Annotated in this window: 11 protein-coding genes, 5 tRNA genes and 1 rRNA gene; 7 read left to right on the top strand and 10 right to left on the bottom strand. The window is 45.3% G+C overall.

All coding sequences use genetic code 11. The annotated features are described in order from the left end of the window. Nucleotides 1-16 precede the first annotated feature (16 nt). Entirely contained in the window at nucleotides 17-1570 is a 1554-nt protein-coding gene (locus NL645_RS17690) for an ABC transporter substrate-binding protein (protein ID WP_005394355.1), read from the bottom strand. Nucleotides 1571-1662: 92 nt separating this feature from the next. Then, nucleotides 1663-3378, bottom strand: coding sequence for an ABC transporter ATP-binding protein (locus tag NL645_RS17695; RefSeq protein ID WP_005379108.1), 1716 nt, complete (start codon nucleotides 3376-3378; stop codon nucleotides 1663-1665). 662 nt (nucleotides 3379-4040) lie between these two features. On the opposite strand from NL645_RS17695, the gene NL645_RS17700 reads away from it, so the two are divergent. Further along, a complete protein-coding gene (locus NL645_RS17700) occupies nucleotides 4041-4766 on the top strand; it encodes an HAD family hydrolase (protein WP_109168650.1) in 726 nt (241 codons plus the stop codon). Nucleotides 4767-5103: 337 nt separating this feature from the next. Here the strand turns inward: NL645_RS17700 and NL645_RS17705 are convergent. The 5 genes from NL645_RS17705 to NL645_RS17725 form a co-directional block, all read right to left on the bottom strand. Further along, nucleotides 5104-5180 (bottom strand) — tRNA-Pro (locus tag NL645_RS17705). A 24-nt stretch (nucleotides 5181-5204) separates the two neighbouring features. Beyond that, a tRNA-His gene (locus tag NL645_RS17710) sits at nucleotides 5205-5280 on the bottom strand. Between the two features lie 46 nt (nucleotides 5281-5326). After that, nucleotides 5327-5403 (bottom strand) — tRNA-Pro (locus NL645_RS17715). A 69-nt stretch (nucleotides 5404-5472) separates the two neighbouring features. Beyond that, nucleotides 5473-5548, bottom strand: a tRNA-His gene (locus NL645_RS17720). Between the two features lie 33 nt (nucleotides 5549-5581). Beyond that, nucleotides 5582-5658: transfer RNA gene (locus tag NL645_RS17725), tRNA-Arg, on the bottom strand. Between the two features lie 335 nt (nucleotides 5659-5993). On the opposite strand from NL645_RS17725, the gene NL645_RS17730 reads away from it, so the two are divergent. Then, nucleotides 5994-6407 carry a cytochrome c5 family protein gene (locus NL645_RS17730; protein ID WP_012841248.1) on the top strand — a complete coding sequence of 138 codons (414 nt, stop codon included), beginning with the start codon at nucleotides 5994-5996 and terminating at the stop codon, nucleotides 6405-6407. A 73-nt stretch (nucleotides 6408-6480) separates the two neighbouring features. On the opposite strand, the gene rep is transcribed toward NL645_RS17730, so the two are convergent. After that, on the bottom strand, nucleotides 6481-8496 hold the full coding sequence (rep, locus tag NL645_RS17735) for a DNA helicase Rep (RefSeq protein WP_253652130.1): 2016 nt from the start codon (nucleotides 8494-8496) through the stop codon (nucleotides 6481-6483). 168 nt (nucleotides 8497-8664) lie between these two features. Here rep and NL645_RS17740 point away from each other — a divergent pair, with 168 nt between their 5' ends. The 4 genes from NL645_RS17740 to NL645_RS17755 all read left to right on the top strand — a co-directional run bounded on the left by NL645_RS17740 (nucleotide 8665) and on the right by NL645_RS17755 (nucleotide 13886). Beyond that, nucleotides 8665-9246: a TetR/AcrR family transcriptional regulator gene (locus NL645_RS17740; RefSeq protein ID WP_104216645.1), complete on the top strand. Its 582-nt coding sequence runs from the start codon at nucleotides 8665-8667 to the stop codon at nucleotides 9244-9246. 18 nt (nucleotides 9247-9264) lie between these two features. Continuing rightward, entirely contained in the window at nucleotides 9265-10368 is a 1104-nt protein-coding gene (locus NL645_RS17745; RefSeq protein WP_012841250.1) for an efflux RND transporter periplasmic adaptor subunit, read from the top strand. Between the two features lie 12 nt (nucleotides 10369-10380). Then, complete coding sequence (gene vmeD / locus NL645_RS17750; protein WP_006743289.1) at nucleotides 10381-13503, top strand: multidrug efflux RND transporter permease subunit VmeD; 3123 nt, start codon at nucleotides 10381-10383, stop codon at nucleotides 13501-13503. A 131-nt stretch (nucleotides 13504-13634) separates the two neighbouring features. Continuing rightward, nucleotides 13635-13886 (top strand): accessory factor UbiK family protein, encoded by a 252-nt coding sequence (locus NL645_RS17755; protein ID WP_005398178.1) that lies wholly within the window; start codon nucleotides 13635-13637, stop codon nucleotides 13884-13886. 278 nt (nucleotides 13887-14164) lie between these two features. Here NL645_RS17755 and ilvC read toward each other — a convergent pair whose 3' ends face one another. Then, nucleotides 14165-15649, bottom strand: a complete 1485-nt coding sequence (gene ilvC, locus NL645_RS17760) for a ketol-acid reductoisomerase (RefSeq protein WP_012841252.1) — start codon at nucleotides 15647-15649, stop codon at nucleotides 14165-14167. A gap of 143 nt (nucleotides 15650-15792) precedes the next feature. Here ilvC and ilvY point away from each other — a divergent pair, with 143 nt between their 5' ends. Continuing rightward, complete coding sequence (gene ilvY / locus NL645_RS17765; RefSeq protein ID WP_104971105.1) at nucleotides 15793-16683, top strand: HTH-type transcriptional activator IlvY; 891 nt, start codon at nucleotides 15793-15795, stop codon at nucleotides 16681-16683. Between the two features lie 95 nt (nucleotides 16684-16778). Here ilvY and rrf read toward each other — a convergent pair. Next, a 5S ribosomal RNA gene (gene rrf / locus NL645_RS17770) occupies nucleotides 16779-16895 on the bottom strand. Nucleotides 16896-17122 lie beyond the last annotated feature (227 nt).

Genomic DNA, 17122 nt, shown 5'->3' on the forward strand with positions numbered 1-17122 from the left:
TCATGACTAAGTATGATTACTCGACAACTAGGTCGCCAAAGTAAGGCATTACCATTGGGTTCACGATGTCTGCGGCTTTCACGTTAGACTTCGCACCCCACGCTTCACTTTGCCAGTGTAGCGGTACGAATGCAGCATCGTTGTATAGTGTCGCTTCGACGCCTTTCAGCATTGCTGCACGTTTCGCAGGGTCCGTCTCTACGTTTGCAGCTTCAACCACTTTGTCCATTTCTGGGTTTGAGTAGTGACCACAGTTGTACTGACCACGACCGGTTTCTTCGTTACGAGTCATGGTTAGGAACTCGTTGAAGTTTGCCGAGTCCTCTGTATCCGAGTGCCAACCGATCATCAGCATGTCTGCCGCACACTTATCAAACTCAGGCCAGTATTGCGCTTTTGGCATAGTTTTCAGATCAACCTTGATGCCAATCTTAGACAACATTGCCGCTGCCGCTTGCGCTACTTTCGCATCGTTTACGTAACGGTTGTTTGGCGCAATCATAGTTAGCGTCAGGCCGTTCTCATAACCCGCTTCTTTCATCAGTTGTTTTGCTTTCTTCAGATCGTAGCGAGGTACTAGCTTGTCATCGTGACCAACGTAGCCAGTTGGACTCTGCTGACCAGCTGCAGTAGCGAAGCCTTTCATGATTTTCTTAACGATGCCTTCGTTGTTGATTGCGTGAACAATCGCTTGACGAACGCGAACATCTTTCAGTGCTTCGTTGCTGTTTTGGTTTAGTTGGAACGTGATGATACGAGTACCTGGTAGCGTTACTAGATCGATGCCGTCTGCGTCTTTCACACGTTTGTGATCGTTTGGTGCTACCGGGTGAATCATGTCAACGCCGCCAGAAAGTAGCGCAGCTACACGAGTCGCGTCTTCTTTGATTGGAACAAGCGTTAGCTTATCAACGTTACCTTTCGACTCTTTGTCCCAGTAATCTTTAAAGCGTTCAAATTCCACTTTTACGCCCTGTTCACGAGAAGTCACAATGAATGGACCCGTGCCAGAAACGTTAGTCGATGCGAATGAATTACCGTGCTTCACTAGTTCAGACTTGTCTTTGCCGTCTGCGGTTTTACCCGTGTAGAACTTGCTATCCATAGGGAAAATGTACGTTGCAGTTTGCAGCACTAGTGGGTAAGGACCTTTGGTTACAAGATCGAACGTGTTGTCGTCCACTTTGACGATTTTCTCGTACGGGTCGAAAATGTTTTTAAAATCAGGAGAACTTTGTAGACGCTCAAACGTCCATACAACGTCGTCAGCCGTTAGGGTATTACCAGAGTGGAACTTCACACCTTCACGCAGTTTGAAACGAACGGTAGTGTCGTTAATGCGCTCCCAGCTCTCTGCTAGACGAGGTTCGAAATCCATTTTTTGAGTAAAGCGAACCAACGGATCAAATACCATGTGTGACATTTGCAGTGTGCCACCTGATAGCTGCTCATGTGGGTCAAGCGATACTGGGTCAGCTGCGTAGCCAACTTTGATATCTGCTGCCAGTGCATTAAAGCTTAGGCCCGCCGCCATTAGCGCCACTGCTAATTTGCTTTTCATGGTTTTCATTTGCATAACTCCTTCATGCGGGGATACGGATCCCTTGTTGTTGTGTTTGCGTCTTTGTTATGACTAAAGGTTAGCCAAGCGAGGTGCTTGGTTTATGCCGTCTCGATCTCTTCTCGCAAGCCTGTAAATTCAGGCATCAGAGAAATCAATTTTTTGCTGTATTCGTGTTGAGGTGCCGTGAATAACTGTTCTGTTGGTGCCACTTCTAACAATGTACCCATTTGCATCACACCTACTCGGTCACACATCTGGCGAATAACAGGTAAATCGTGGCTGATAAACAACATAGTCAAGTTCAGCTCACTTTGCAGATCTTTCAGCAAGTTTAAAATTTGTGCCTGTACCGATACGTCCAGTGCCGATGTCGGTTCATCACAAATCAAAAGTCGAGGACGAGTCGCCAACGCACGCGCAATAGAAATACGCTGACGCTGACCACCGGAGAATTCATGAGGGTACTTAAGCCCAGCCATACGACCCAAACCAACATGATCCAATAGGTCATTCACGATTTGGCGAGTTTCCGACTCGTTTTTCGTCAGTTTATGAAAACGGATTGGCTCAGCAATAATATCGAATACCTTCATACGAGGGTTCATTGAGGTATACGGGTTTTGGAACACCATCTGCATTTGACGACGCATTGGGCGGCGTTCTTTCTCAGAGGTTAAAGCTGTCAGGTCAATACCCTCAAACTTCACCTGACCAGAGTTAGGTTGGTATAAACCAGCAATGACTCGCGCAATGGTTGATTTTCCAGAGCCAGACTCACCCACCAAACCAAAGGTTTCGCCTTCATGCACTTCAAAGCTCACATTATTGGATGCCTGCACGTATTCACGACGGCTTTCAAATAAAGAGTCTTTGGTGACAAAGCGTAGATTAACGTTCTTCACGTCTAAAAGCGGGCCTGTGTACTCGCGCTCATCCTGGCTTTGTCCTAGCCAGTGATTCTTGATGTCGAGTGGCTCCATTTCTGCCGCTTCTTCGATGTAGCTGACCAAAGGGAAGCGATCGAGCTTTCTGTCTGAACGTGGAACGGCTGAAATTAGGCTGCGAGTATAGGAGTGATCAGGATCGCCCAACACTTTGGCTGTTGGCCCAAACTCCACCAAGTCACCACGATACATTACCGCGACGCGGTCGGTGACGTTGGAGACCACACCCATATCGTGAGTAACCAGCATACAGCCGACATTATTCTTGATACACAATTCTCGGATCAAGTTGAGGATTTGGTCTTGGATTGATACGTCCAGTGCCGTGGTTGGCTCATCGGCGATGATCAGATCTGGCTCACCAGCCAAAGCAATCGCAATGACGACACGCTGACGCATACCACCAGAGAATTGGTGTGGGTATTGTTTCAAGCGGTTTTCTGGCTGCGGGATGCCAACTTGCTGCATCAGAGAAAGTGCACGCTGATACGCCTCTTCATCAGAGACTTTCATGTTGGCGTGGATCGTCTCTTTCAGCTGCTGCTCAACCGTAAAAAGTGGGTTAAGTGAGGTCATTGGATCTTGGAAAATAAAACCAATCTTCGATCCGCGAACCTTACGCATCGCTTCTGGTGATAAACCAGAAATTTTTTCTCCATCCAAGAAAACATCGCCGCTAGCAACGCGACCTGGAGGGCTAAGCAAATCAATAACGGCGTTACCAACGGTGGATTTACCCGCACCTGATTCGCCAACAACACCCACGATTTCACCACGTTCAATATGAAAAGAAAGTGACTTCACGGCAGCGTGAACGCCGTGTCGGGATGGGTATTCAATACGAAGGTTTTTCACTTCTAATAGTGACATTTCAGACCTCTACTGCCTTGTCTGTGGTATCGAATCGCGCCAAAGGCACCATTCATCACCTGAATGAATCCGTTCAAATTCAGAATAATACTCTGAAATCTTAATGCGGAAACAATTTGGCAAAAATCACACAAAAAAGCAACAATTAAAGTATATTCCGCCGAGAAAACATTAAATAAACGCACAATGAGCGAATAAAAATGCATTAACAAGTATTTAACCATTTTCATATCACACTATTTTTGTGCGCCATGCACCAATAAAACTAGAAAAATGCTCTAAAAATAAGCATGAGCCAACCAGAACCATTAACCATATTATTCACATGTGATTATTAACATTTAACAAACAATATCGTATGCGAAAAGCAATTTTTCAACATAAAAAACTATTAATAAAATAGTCGGCAAATATAAAAAGCCAAACTTAGAAAGAGAAAGGATAGGCTAAAACGTGAACACAACAGCAAAACCACACAAATCCTCTGTCGACGACGATTATGCGCCGCTTAAGCGGTTTGTTGACTAAACAAAAGAAAGTGCGGTTACCATCACTCTCCCATTGTAGGTGAAACACGTCGATTTTAACCCTTTACGGCACAATTGAGAGTGGGATAATAGATAATCAATGTTAGAGCCAAGCTGTAAATGAAAGGAGCCCCTGTGCTTAAAGCGATTTTTTTTGATATGGACGAGACTTTATGTGCGACGTCACAAGCCGATAAAGTTGCAGGACAAAAGTTTACGACTTGGATTCATAAGACCTACCCGCAAGTTACCGAACCACAAGCTTTCTTACAGCGCTACTTACAGGGTGTGTACAAGAAGCTGAATGCGGAATTCCCTCACCTTGTGGCTCTGCTACCTGATGAAAACGCGTTCCGTTGTGGCCTGATCCAAAATATATTGGCGGAGCACGGAGTCAGCATTAATGCCGAAGAGGCTCAACAAGCTCAAGACTACTTTGACTCTGCACGTATGGGCGCGTTCACTTTCTTCCCTGGTGTAAAAGAAATGCTCAGCGACCTTCGTCAGCATTATAAACTCGTCGTGATCACTAACGGCCCGATTTTTTCTCAACACCCTAAACTCAGCGCGACACAGATGAGCGACTGGGTGGACCATATTATTGTGGGGGGAGAAGAGCCTGAAGAGAAGCCCGCTGCGAGCATTTTCCAAAAAGCGCTCGACTTGGTCGAAGTAAAACCAGAAGAAGCCCTACACATTGGCGACTCTTTACCAGCAGATATAGCAGGCGCTAACAATATGGGCATTTTGAGTGTGTGGGTAAATGCGACAGGCGCAAGTAACTCAACAAATATAACGCCAAATTTTGAAATCCAAGAAACGGTAGAGCTGAGAGAAATCCTTAAAACACTCGCCCAATAAAAGTAGTGGATTAGAAAACACAAAACCCCAGACGTCGTTCTGGGGTTTATTTTGTCAGCTCGAAAAGCATTTGGATCATAGGTGGTCAAAAGCCCCTAGAGCTGTACACTTTTGGTGAAATTGAAATCGAATGCAGATTCTTTCTAAGAGGATAGATGCAAAAAAGCCCCAGTCTTTCGACTGGGGCTCTAAATAGCGGTCGGTGAAGAGCCGAATTCTAACTTCAGGCGAACCCCTTGGGTTCAAATCCATTGATACGTTGCCGACTAATACAGTCCAAGCGAGATCATAAACTCTAAAACGACGAAAGCCTGCTAAAAAGCAGGCTTTCTAATAGTGGTCGGTGAAGAGGGATTCGAACCCCCGACCCTCTGGTCCCAAACCAGATGCGCTACCAAACTGCGCTATTCACCGAGCATATATTCTTTAAATAAAGAATGGGGTGGCTAACGAGACTTGAACTCGCGACAACCGGAATCACAATCCGGGGCTCTACCAACTGAGCTATAGCCACCATCAAATTGTCATGTTTACCGCTATCTCAGCCATAAACTAAATAGTGGTCGGTGAAGAGGGATTCGAACCCCCGACCCTCTGGTCCCAAACCAGATGCGCTACCAAACTGCGCTATTCACCGACGATGTTTTATCTTGATTTAATCAAGATTGGGAGCAATGCTACCGCATTCAATCTAAAAAAGAAAGAATGGGGTGGCTAACGAGACTTGAACTCGCGACAACCGGAATCACAATCCGGGGCTCTACCAACTGAGCTATAGCCACCACTGATTTTTACCGATGTATCCTCCGAGGCAATGGTACGCCCGAAAGGATTCGAACCTTCGACCTTTGGCTCCGGAGGCCAACGCTCTATCCAACTGAGCTACGGGCGCATGCCCTATCGGCGGAGTGGAATAATACGGATATCACACTATGCCGTCTAGTACTTTTTTTACTTTTTTTATCGTTTGGTCTCTTTTTCGACAGTTATCTTCCTTTAAACTGAATTTTTGATGTGATTCACGCCCTGTCATGGATAACTTGTTGTTTATTGCAACAAGTTATCGGGATATAATCACCCATTATTTACATTGATTTAACAGCTGCAACCAAGTTGTCTAATCATTCTATGCCATTCAGTGGAATTTAGTGATTTCTCTGCTCGGCATTAATACTCTAACTATATAAATAGGTAAGTCACTTACCTCGGGAATGTGAAGTGGGTTTAATGGATATGTCTCGACAAATGATTAGCGTTTTGTTCGCTGCCTTAACGTTTTCTACGGCAGCTTTAGCTTCTGACATCAGCCAAACTGAATACGATGCGATCGCAGAACGCATCCAACCTGTCGGTGATGTTTATCTAGCGGGTTCTGAGCCAGTGAAAGAAGAACCAACCGGTCCACGTGATGGCGCCACAGTTTATGGTACTTTTTGTATTGCTTGTCACGCATCTGGCGTAAACGGCGCACCTAAAACAGGTAATGCCGATGACTGGGCACCGCGTATTGCACAAGGCAAAGAGACGTTAGTGAAGCACGCGTTAGAAGGCTTCAATGCGATGCCTGCCAAAGGAACCTGTATGGACTGTTCTGACGATGAAATCATCGCAGCAATCGACCACATGATTGAAGGTCTATAAGTAAAGACATCAACGAAAAAGGCTTGCCAACTGGCAAGCCTTTTTGTTTTTAGTCAGTGAGAACAAGGTTACTCTACTTCTTAAACATTGCTCGAATATTGGCAATGTGTGCCTGACCTTTCGCCATACGCTCTTCTGCTGATACTGGCTTTTTGTTTACTTCCCATTCAACGTCATCAAATGGCAACTCATCCAAAAAGCGGCTTTGCGTCGGTTTGATCAACTCGCCGAACTGTCGACGCTCTTTGCACATAGTGAAAGTCAGTTCACGCTGCGCACGGGTAATGCCAACATACATCAGACGACGCTCTTCTTCGACGTTGTCTTCATCAATACTGGTTTGGTGCGGTAAAATACCTTCTTCAGACCCAATTAAGTATACATATGGGAACTCAAGGCCTTTTGATGCATGCAGCGTCATCAGTTGTACTGCATCGCTGTCTTCATCTTCTTCGCCACGTTCCATCATGTCACGCAAGGTCAAACGCTGAACGACTTCTTTTAACGTTTTCTCTTCTTGATCGTAGTTGTCACCTTCTAGATCCGCCACTATCCAGGAGTAAAGATCAGAAACGTTCTTCATTCGCATTTCAGCGGCTTTCGGGCTTGCTGAAGTTTCGTATAGCCAATCTTCATAATGGATATCGCGAACAAGCGAACGAACCGCTTCGACTGTGTCACCACGCTCAGCTTGGTCAGCAATCGCCACTAACCATTGGGTGAAACGACGTAAGTTTTCCAGGCCGCGTCCCGTTAAGTGCTGTTCGAGCCCCATTTCAAAACTCGACTCAAACAGGCTCTTCCCACGCATATTGGCATAACTGCCTAGCTTTTCTAACGTTACTGGGCCAATTTCACGTCGTGGTGTATTCACAATACGTAAGAATGCATTGTCGTCATCTGGATTAACCAAAACACGCAAATACGCCATGATGTCTTTAATTTCTGCGCGTGCAAAAAACGAGGTGCCGCCAGAAATTTTATAAGGCACACGGTTTTGCATCAGAGACTTTTCAATTAAGCGCGATTGGTGGTTACCACGGTACAAAATTGCGTAATCACGATAGTCGGTTCGATTCAAGAATTTGTGTGCAATCAACTCCCCCGTGACACGCTCAGCCTCGTGCTCTTCATTTTTAGCCAACAACACTTTGAGTTTTTCACCGTCAGGAATTTCTGAAAATAAGGACTTCTCATAGACGTGAGGGTTATTGGCTATCAAAATGTTGGCCGCACGCAGGATTCGACTCGTTGAGCGGTAGTTTTGCTCCAACTTAATCAATCGCAAATTCGGGTAATCTTCACCCAGCAAGACTAGGTTCTGAGGCTTCGCACCACGCCATGAATAAATGGACTGGTCATCATCTCCTACGACCGTCAATCGCCCACGTTCACCGACGATTAATTTCACCAACTCATATTGACTCGTGTTGGTATCTTGGTACTCATCGACCAACAGATAGCGGATACGATTCTGCCAACGTTGACAAACGTCTTCATGATTGCGCAAGAGTAAGACGGGCATCAGAATTAGGTCATCAAAATCGAGCGCGTTATAGGCTTTCATTTGCTTTTGGTACATATCAAAGCAGAACGCAAACAATTGTTGCTGCTCACCTTGCGCACGCGCTTTGGCTTGCTCTGGCGTCAACATGTCGTTTTTCCAATTGGAAATACAACTCAGAAGCTGACGTAGCAGATCTTTATCACCATCAAGCTGCTTTTCGGTAAGTTCCTTGAGTAGCGCCAGTTGGTCTTGGTCATCAAACAGTGAAAAGCCCGCTTTCAACCCTAAATGCTTGTATTCGCGTTTGATGATGTTTAATCCCAAGGTGTGGAACGTTGATACCATCAAACCTTTAGACTCGGCTTTCCCCAACGTTTGGCCGACACGTTCTTTCATTTCACGCGCCGCTTTGTTGGTAAACGTCACCGCTGCAATATTACGCGCTTTGTAGCCACATTGCTGAACCAGATAAGCGATTTTATTGGTAATAACACGAGTTTTGCCCGAGCCAGCACCAGCTAGCACTAGGCATGGACCAGACACGTATTTCACGGCTTCATCTTGACTAGGGTTCAGCTTCATAGAAATTCTCTGCGGGTGATAAATGTGGCGCCTATGATAAAGGGGTGGCCTCGTGAAAGCTACGCTGATTTCTTGTAATTTTCATACCAACAAGCGCAACATTCTGTTGCATAAAAGGCGGGTATTTGAGCTATAATGAATGAACGTTCATTCACTAGTGGTAGGATTATGAAGGATAACCCTGCTGTAGATAAGCGAGAACAAATCTTAGTCGCTGCAGAGCAACTCATTGCTGAATCGGGCTTTCAAGGGCTTTCCATGCAAAAGCTCGCCAATGAAGCAGGTGTCGCAGCAGGAACGATTTATCGTTATTTCTCAGATAAAGAACATCTTTTGGAGGAGTTACGCCTTAACGTTGCAAAGCGTGTCGCTACGGCTGTGCAACTGGGCGTGAGTGAAGAGATGCCTTTAAAACAGCGATATCGAACCATGTGGCTCAATATTTGGAATCTAGCGAGCTCGAATTTAAATGCGCTCAGCAATCGAGTTCAATATGAGTCTCTACCCTGTTCAAATAGTAGCAAAGCTCGGGAACTTGAAAGACAAATGTTTGCCCAAGTAGATCTTCTTTTTAATCAGGGGAAAGAAGAGGGCGTATTCAAGTCTCTCGATAACGAAGTGCTTTCTGGATTGAGTTTTGAGGCAAGTGTTGCACTTGCTAGGAAACACGCTTTGGGATTTTATCAGCTGGATAAGGCGGCATTAGAAGCCGCTATTGAAGCCAGTTGGGATGCAATTATTAAACACTAACTTGGAGTTCTTAATAGAATGAAAAAGTGGATTTTGATGCTATCAATTGTTTTATTACTTTTTGGTAGTGTTGTGACATACAGGCTAATTGATATCAAAGACAAAATGGAACAGTTTGCCAATCGCCCTGAACCAGCATTCCCAGTAACCGTAACTGAAGTACAAGCGGTTGATTGGGTTCCTGCTATAGAGGCAATTGGCTTTATTGAACCAAACCAAGGGGTTACCGTTGCTAATGAAACTAGCGGTGTTATCGACAAAATCGCATTTGATTCCGGTACTCAAGTCAAAGCAGGCCAGCCATTAGTACTGCTTGACTCTGACGTTGAGAAAGCGAATTTAAAGAGCTCGCAAGCCAAGTTGCCAGCAGCAGAAGCGAAATACAAACGCTACCAAGGGCTATTTAAAAAAGGCTCTATTTCTAAAGAAGCGTATGACGAAGCAGAAGCGAACTACTTCTCCTTAAAAGCGGACATTGAAAGCTTGAAAGCGACCATCGACCGACGCGAAATCAAAGCGCCATTTGATGGTGTAGTAGGTATTCGTAACGTGTACCTAGGTCAGTACCTACAAGCGGGTACTGATATTGTTCGCCTGGAAGACACCAGCGTGATGCGCTTACGCTTTACCGTGCCGCAAACCGATATTTCACGTATCAACATCGACCAAGAAGTGGATATCTTCGTGGATGCCTACCCAGAACAGCCTTTCAAAGGTTCAATTTCTGCAATTGAGCCTGCGGTTAACGTACAAAGTGGCTTGATTCAGGTTCAAGCAGATATCCCTAACAGTGATGGCAAACTGCGTAGTGGTATGTTCGCACGTGCAAACATCATTCTGCCTAAATTAGAAAATCAGGTCACTCTGCCTCAAACTGCGATCACGTTTACGCTATACGGCGACAATGTTTACATCGTAACGGAAGAAGATGGCGAGAAACGCGTTAAGCAGCATGTGGTAAAAGTTGGCGAACGCTCTAAAGATATCGCACACATTCTAGAAGGCGTGAAGCCAGGTGATGTAGTGGTGACATCGGGCCAAGTCCGTTTAAGTAACCACGCAAAAGTAAGCATTGTCGAAAGCGATGCAACTACCCCACCTGCTGAAACACCAATGCTTTAAGTTGGAGGCATCATGCGCTTTACAGATGTTTTTATAAAACGTCCAGTTTTAGCGGTATCGATCAGTTTTTTGATTGCATTGCTTGGTTTGCAAGCCGTGTTCAAAATGCAAGTTCGTGAATACCCTGAAATGACGAATACAGTGGTCACCGTGACCACCAGTTACTACGGTGCAAGTGCCAACTTGATCCAGGGCTTTATTACTCAGCCATTGGAGCAAGCGGTGGCGCAAGCCGATAATATTGATTATATGACCTCGCAATCGGTGTTAGGTAAATCAACCATTACCGTCAACATGAAGTTGAATACCGACCCGAACGCAGCATTGGCTGACATCTTAGCGAAAACTAACTCGGTACGTTCCCAGCTTCCAAAAGAAGCTGAAGACCCGACTGTAACGATGTCGACTGGTTCAACTACCGCGGTATTGTATATTGGTTTTACCAGTGACGAGTTGTCTTCCAGCCAGATCACCGACTACCTTGAGCGTGTAATCAACCCACAGCTATTCACTGTAAATGGTGTATCAAAAGTCGACCTTTACGGTGGTATGAAATACGCGCTGCGCGTATGGCTAGATCCAGCAAAAATGGGCGCATTAAAGCTGACTGCAACGGATGTGATGAGCGTTCTTAACGCCAACAACTACCAATCTGCGACGGGTCAAGCGACGGGTGAGTTCGTGCTTTATAACGGTAGCGCGGATACTCAGGTATCAAACGTTGCTGAACTTGAAGCGTTGGTCGTAAAAACGGGTGAAGGGGACGTTATTCGCTTAGGTGATATCGCCAAGGTAACACTTGAGAAGAGTCACGACGTTTACCGTGCAAGTGCAAACGGCCAAGAAGCCGTGGTTGCTGCAATCAACGCCGCGCCAAGTGCCAACCCAATCAACATCGCTGCTGATGTGCTTGAATTATTACCTCAACTTGAGCGCAACTTACCAAGTAACATCAAAATGAACGTGATGTACGACTCTACCATTGCGATCAACGAGTCAATTCACGAAGTAGTGAAAACGATTCTTGAAGCGGCAATTATCGTACTTGTAGTGATCACACTGTTCCTAGGTTCGTTCCGTGCGGTCATCATTCCTATCGTCACTATTCCACTCTCTTTGATTGGTGTGGCGATGGTTATGCAGGCAATGGGCTTCTCTTGGAACTTAATGACACTACTAGCGATGGTACTTGCCATCGGCCTGGTGGTGGATGACGCGATCGTGGTGCTAGAAAACGTGGACCGTCATATCAAAGAAGGCGAGTCACCATTCCGTGCAGCAATCATTGGTACGCGCGAAATTGCTGTGCCAGTTATTGCGATGACATTAACGCTAGGTGCGGTATACGCACCAATCGCGTTGATGGGCGGTATTACGGGCTCGTTGTTCAAAGAGTTCGCTTTAACGCTAGCAGGTTCGGTATTTGTGTCCGGTATCATCGCTTTAACGCTATCACCTATGATGTGTTCAAAGATGCTGAAGGCGAACGAAAAGCCGAGCAAGTTTGAGCAAAAAGTTCACCATATCCTTGATGGCATGACTAATCGCTACGCAAATATGTTAAAAGCAGTAATGGCGAGCCGACCAGTGGTGATCGTATTTGCCATTATTGTATTTGCAAGCCTACCTGTTTTATTCAAGTTTATTCCTAGTGAACTAGCTCCTTCTGAAGATAAAGGTGTTGTTGTGCTCATAGGGACCGCACCATCGAATTCGAATTTGGACTACATCCAAAACACCATGGATGATGTGAATAAGATTCTCTCTGATCAACCAGAAGTAGAATACGCTCAGGTATTTAACGGTGTACCGGATTCTAATCAAGCGTTTGGTTTAGCTACACTCAAACCATGGGGCGAACGAGAAGCGAGCCAAGCAGAAATCAAACAGCGTGTTGGTGGGCTTGTTTCGAGCATTCCGGGAATGTCTATTGCTGCCTACGAAATGCCGGAGCTACCAGGTGCTGGTTCAGGCCTTCCTGTACAGTTCGTAATTACAACACCAAACAACTTTGAAAGTTTGTTTACCGTTGCAAATGACATTCTGTCAGAAGTAGCAAGCAGTCCAATGTTTGTCTATTCCGATCTGGATCTTAAATATGATTCTGCAACGATGAAGATCAAGATCGATAAAGACAAAGCGGGTGCCTACGGTGTGACTATGCAAGACATTGGTATCACCCTCAGTACTATGATGGCAGATGGCTATGTCAACCGTATCGACCTAAATGGCCGCTCTTATGAGGTAATTCCTCAGGTTGAGCGTAAGTGGCGTCTAAACCCAGAATCGATGAAGAACTACTATGTACGCTCTGTAGATGGTAAAGCGGTTCCATTAGGTAGTCTGATTACCATCGATGTGGTGGCCGAGCCTCGCTCTTTGCCACACTTCAACCAGTTAAACTCAGCGACTGTAGGTGCAGTTACTGGCCCTGGTGTCTCGATGGGAGATGCAGTTAATTGGTTTGAAAATATCGCGCAAACCAAACTGCCTGCAGGCTATAACCACGATTACATGGGCGAATCTCGTCAGTTTGTAACGGAAGGTAGTGCCTTGTATGCAACCTTTGGTCTTGCACTTGCGATCATCTTCCTCGTTCTGGCGATTCAATTTGAATCACTCCGCGACCCTATTGTCATCATGGTATCTGTACCGCTAGCAATATGTGGTGCCTTGATCGCGTTGGCGTGGGGTACGGCCTCAATGAACATCTACTCGCAAGTTGGTTTGATCACGCTGGTCGGCCTAATCACCAAGCACGGTATCTTGATCTGTGAAGTAGCCAAAGAAGAGCAGTTACATAATAAACTGTCTCGTATCGATGCGGTGATGGAGGCTGCGAAAGTGCGTCTTCGCCCTATCCTAATGACAACCGCAGCGATGATCGCAGGTCTTATCCCGCTGATGTACGCAACAGGTGCAGGTGCCGCGCAACGTTTCAGTATCGGTATCGTCATCGTTGCTGGTCTAGCAATTGGTACATTGTTCACACTATTCGTACTACCTGTGATTTACAGCTACCTAGCAGAAAAACACAAACCACTGCCAGTATTTGTTGAAGACAAAGACTTGGAGAAATTGGCACGAGTTGATGAAGCGAAAGCAGCCCACCGTGAATTAGCGGATAACAGATAAGCTTTTAAGGCATTCAAAAAGGTCACTTCGGTGACCTTTTTTATTGCCGCTCTCTTTTTTGCCATCTAAATGGCGACTTTCACGTATCATTTACTTAAAATGAGGGCAAATCAAAAGGAGTTTTAGCCACTATGTTTGACCCAAAGAAATTAGAGCAAATTGCTAAACAGATTCACGACTCAATGCCTCAACCTGTAAAAGAGTTGGGCTCTGATGTTGATCAGAAGGTTCGCCAAGTAATCCAAGGCCAACTGAATAAGCTAGATGTAGTAAGCCGCGAAGAGTTTGATGTTCAAACTCAAGTTTTACTGCGCACGCGTCAAAAACTGACAGAAATGGAACAGAAATTGGCGGAGCTTGAAGAGAAGCTTGCAGAAAAATAAGTGTTAAAACGCTCCTCACAAAGGAGCGTTTTTCTTATCGGCGCGCAGATAAATCGGCTAAAAACAAAAAGGCTTGGTCAACGGCGACCAAGCCTTTTGATTAGATGTTGTGTTTTATTTTGTATTTACCACTCCAGTCTGCCTGGAGTTTATCTACTGCGTTACTTGAGACTAAGTAAATTACGCAGTATTAAGGTTTCATTTCTAGGAGAAGGCGCGGACTTTACGATAGTAAACGAGCACCTTCGACACCGAAATGGAACCTTAAGGCCAGTAATTTAGCCGCCCACCGCGATACGCTTCATATCAGTCATGTAACCACGTAGTTCTTCACCGATATATTCTACAGGGTGGTTTCGGATTGTTTCATTCACAGCGATAAGAGTCGCGTTATCCACTTGGTTAGAAGTTTCACCTAGACCTTTACCAATGACGTCTGTACTAACAGAAGGCATGAATTTTTCACGCAGTAGCGGCGTTGCTACATTAGCAAATAGGTAGTTACCATATTCAGCCGTATCAGAGATAACCACGTTCATCTCGTATAAACGCTTACGTGCGATAGTGTTTGCGATAAGTGGCAGCTCGTGTAGAGACTCGTAGTAAGCAGACTCATCGATGATGCCAGAAGCGGTCATCGCTTCAAATGCTAGCTCAACACCCGCACGAACCATAGCAACCATCAGGATACCGTTATCGAAGTACTCCTGCTCAGAAATTTCTACGTCAGTTTCTGGGTAGTTTTCGAAAGCAGTTTCACCCGTTTCTGCACGCCAGCCTAGTAGGTTTGCATCGTCGTTTGCCCAGTCAGCCATCATAGTGCTAGAGAAGTGACCTGTGATAATGTCATCCATGTGCTTGTTGTATAGCGGACGCATCAGCTCTTTTAGCTCTTCAGAAAGTTCAAATGCTTTCACTTTTGCAGGGTTCGTTAGGCGATCCATCATGTGAGTGATACCACCAAACTTCAGTGCTTCAGTGATGGTTTCCCAACCGTATTGAAGAAGCTTGCCTGCGTAGCCAGGATCGATACCATCAGCAATCATCTTCTCGTAACATACGATAGAGCCAGCCTGCAACATGCCACAAAGGATAGTTTGCTCACCCATTAGGTCAGATTTCACCTCTGCAACAAAAGAAGACTCTAGACAGCCTGCACGGTGACCACCTGTTGCTGCAGCCCAAGCTTTCGCGATATCCCAACCTTCACCTTTTGGGTCGTTCTCTGGGTGAACAGCGATAAGAGTTGGAACACCGAAACCACGCTTGTACTCTTCACGAACTTCCGTGCCCGGGCACTTAGGTGCAACCATTACTACTGTTAGGTCTTTACGGATTTGCATGCCCTCTTCAACAACGTTGAAGCCGTGTGAGTAACCTAGCGCTGCGCCTTCTTTCATTAGCGGCATTACCGTCTCAACAACGTTTGTGTGCTGCTTATCAGGAGTAAGGTTTACTACTAAGTCAGCTTGTGGAATTAGCGTTTCGTAGCTACCTACCTCAAAACCGTTGTCTTTTGCGTTTTTGAATGACTGGCGTTGCTCATCAATCGCTGCTTGGCGAAGCGCATAAGCAACGTCTAGACCAGAGTCACGCATATTCAGACCTTGGTTAAGACCTTGAGCACCACAACCTACGATGACCACTTTCTTGCCTTTTAAGTAATCCGCTTCTGAAGCAAATTCGCTACGGTCCATAAAGCGACAACGACCTAATTGGTCCAACTGCTCGCGCAAGTTTAAGGTATTGAAATAATTAGCCATCTGGGTGCTCCTTTAAGATTCTTCCATTGAGGTCGGTAATTGCCTTACCGAATAACTTCATACTAAAACAGACATTAAATTGCTTAAAGTGATATATTCACAATTAGTTATTGCAATTTGTGCAACATGGAAATGAAGATTTAATGAATATCAAAAGCCTGCAACTTTTTATTCATCTGTGTGAGAGTAAAAGTTTCGCTAAGACCGCAGCAGCGATGCATGTGAGTCCTTCAGCCTTGAGCAGACAAGTACAAAAGCTAGAGGAAGAAACTGGCCAACAATTATTTTTGCGGGACAATCGCAGTGTTGATTTAACGAGCCAAGGCAAAAAACTGGTTCCTGTCGCCTTAAAAATTCTTGGCGAATGGCAGCAGTACCAAAGTCACCTAAAGGGAGCAGAGGACGAGTTGAAAGGAGAAATCCGTCTCTTTTGTTCGGTTACTGCAAGCTACAGCCACCTGCCAGAGTTAATCTCTGATTTTCGTCTGCAGCATCCTTTTATCGAATTTAAGCTATCAACCGGCGATCCAGCTCAAGCGATCGACAAAATTCTAGCAGATGAAGCCGATATTGCCATCTCAGCCAAATCTGAGCAGATGCCAAGCAAAATCGCATTTGAAACGATCAGTGAAATACCGCTTTCTGTCATCGCTCCTGTCGGCGTGAGTTCATTTGCGGAGGAGCTACAAAAAGAAAGACCAAACTGGTCAGTCATTCCATTCATTCTCCCAGAAGCAGGGACAGCAAGAGATAGAGCCAATACTTGGCTCAAACAAATGAAAATAAAGCCGAATATCTACGCGCAAACGTCAGGGCATGAAGCCATCGTAAGTATGGTTGCACTAGGATGCGGTGTAGGTATCGCACCTGATGTCGTGATCAACAATAGCCCGGTGAGAGAGAAGATAAATCGCTTAAAAGTGTTGCCAATTAAGCCTTTTGAACTTGGTGTCTGCTGCAACAAAAATCAGTTAGAGAATCCATTAGTGAAGGCATTTTGGAAAGTGGCAGAGAGTAAATACATTACACCTTAACGATAGATGTTTTGAGTTCTGAGTGCTTAGGTAATTTTCAAAACCCAGAAACGCAAAAAAGCCCACTCTTTCGAGTGGGCTTTTTCAAATTTAAAGCCTGGCGATGTCCTACTCTCACATGGGGAAGCCCCACACTACCATCGGCGCTATTTCGTTTCACTTCTGAGTTCGGCATGGAAATCAGGTGGGTCCAAAACGCTATGGTCGCCAAGCAAATTCTTTATCAATTTGCTCGCAAATTCAAACGCACTTTAATGCGGCCCTTTAGGGTGAGATTTGCTTGCAAATCGAATAATTCGGAAAGCTGTTTCTTAATTCTCGTTCTTACACATTCAATGTTCTTTCATTGAGTCCATCAAAACCCCTTGGGTGTTGTATGGTTAAGCCTCACGGGCAATTAGTACAGGTTAGCTCAACGCCTCACAACGCTTACACACCC

Source organism: Vibrio sp. Y51_MX_L26, from assembly GCF_024181935.1.
Lineage (GTDB): Bacteria > Pseudomonadota > Gammaproteobacteria > Enterobacterales > Vibrionaceae > Vibrio > Vibrio diabolicus.

What these genes read in the sequence shown, in the direction of transcription:
- NL645_RS17745 (WP_012841250.1), top strand. Translation starts at nt 9,265, where the DNA reads ATGAAAAAGTGGATTTTGATGCTATCAATTGTTTTATTACTTTTTGGT.
- NL645_RS17740 (WP_104216645.1), top strand. Translation starts at nt 8,665, where the DNA reads ATGAAGGATAACCCTGCTGTAGATAAGCGAGAACAAATCTTAGTCGCT.
- NL645_RS17755 (WP_005398178.1), top strand. Translation starts at nt 13,635, where the DNA reads ATGTTTGACCCAAAGAAATTAGAGCAAATTGCTAAACAGATTCACGAC.
- ilvY (WP_104971105.1), top strand. Translation starts at nt 15,793, where the DNA reads ATGAATATCAAAAGCCTGCAACTTTTTATTCATCTGTGTGAGAGTAAA.
- NL645_RS17730 (WP_012841248.1), top strand. Translation starts at nt 5,994, where the DNA reads ATGGATATGTCTCGACAAATGATTAGCGTTTTGTTCGCTGCCTTAACG.
- NL645_RS17695 (WP_005379108.1), bottom strand. Translation starts at nt 3,378, where the DNA reads ATGTCACTATTAGAAGTGAAAAACCTTCGTATTGAATACCCATCCCGA.
- vmeD (WP_006743289.1), top strand. Translation starts at nt 10,381, where the DNA reads ATGCGCTTTACAGATGTTTTTATAAAACGTCCAGTTTTAGCGGTATCG.
- NL645_RS17690 (WP_005394355.1), bottom strand. Translation starts at nt 1,570, where the DNA reads ATGAAAACCATGAAAAGCAAATTAGCAGTGGCGCTAATGGCGGCGGGC.
- rep (WP_253652130.1), bottom strand. Translation starts at nt 8,496, where the DNA reads ATGAAGCTGAACCCTAGTCAAGATGAAGCCGTGAAATACGTGTCTGGT.
- ilvC (WP_012841252.1), bottom strand. Translation starts at nt 15,649, where the DNA reads ATGGCTAATTATTTCAATACCTTAAACTTGCGCGAGCAGTTGGACCAA.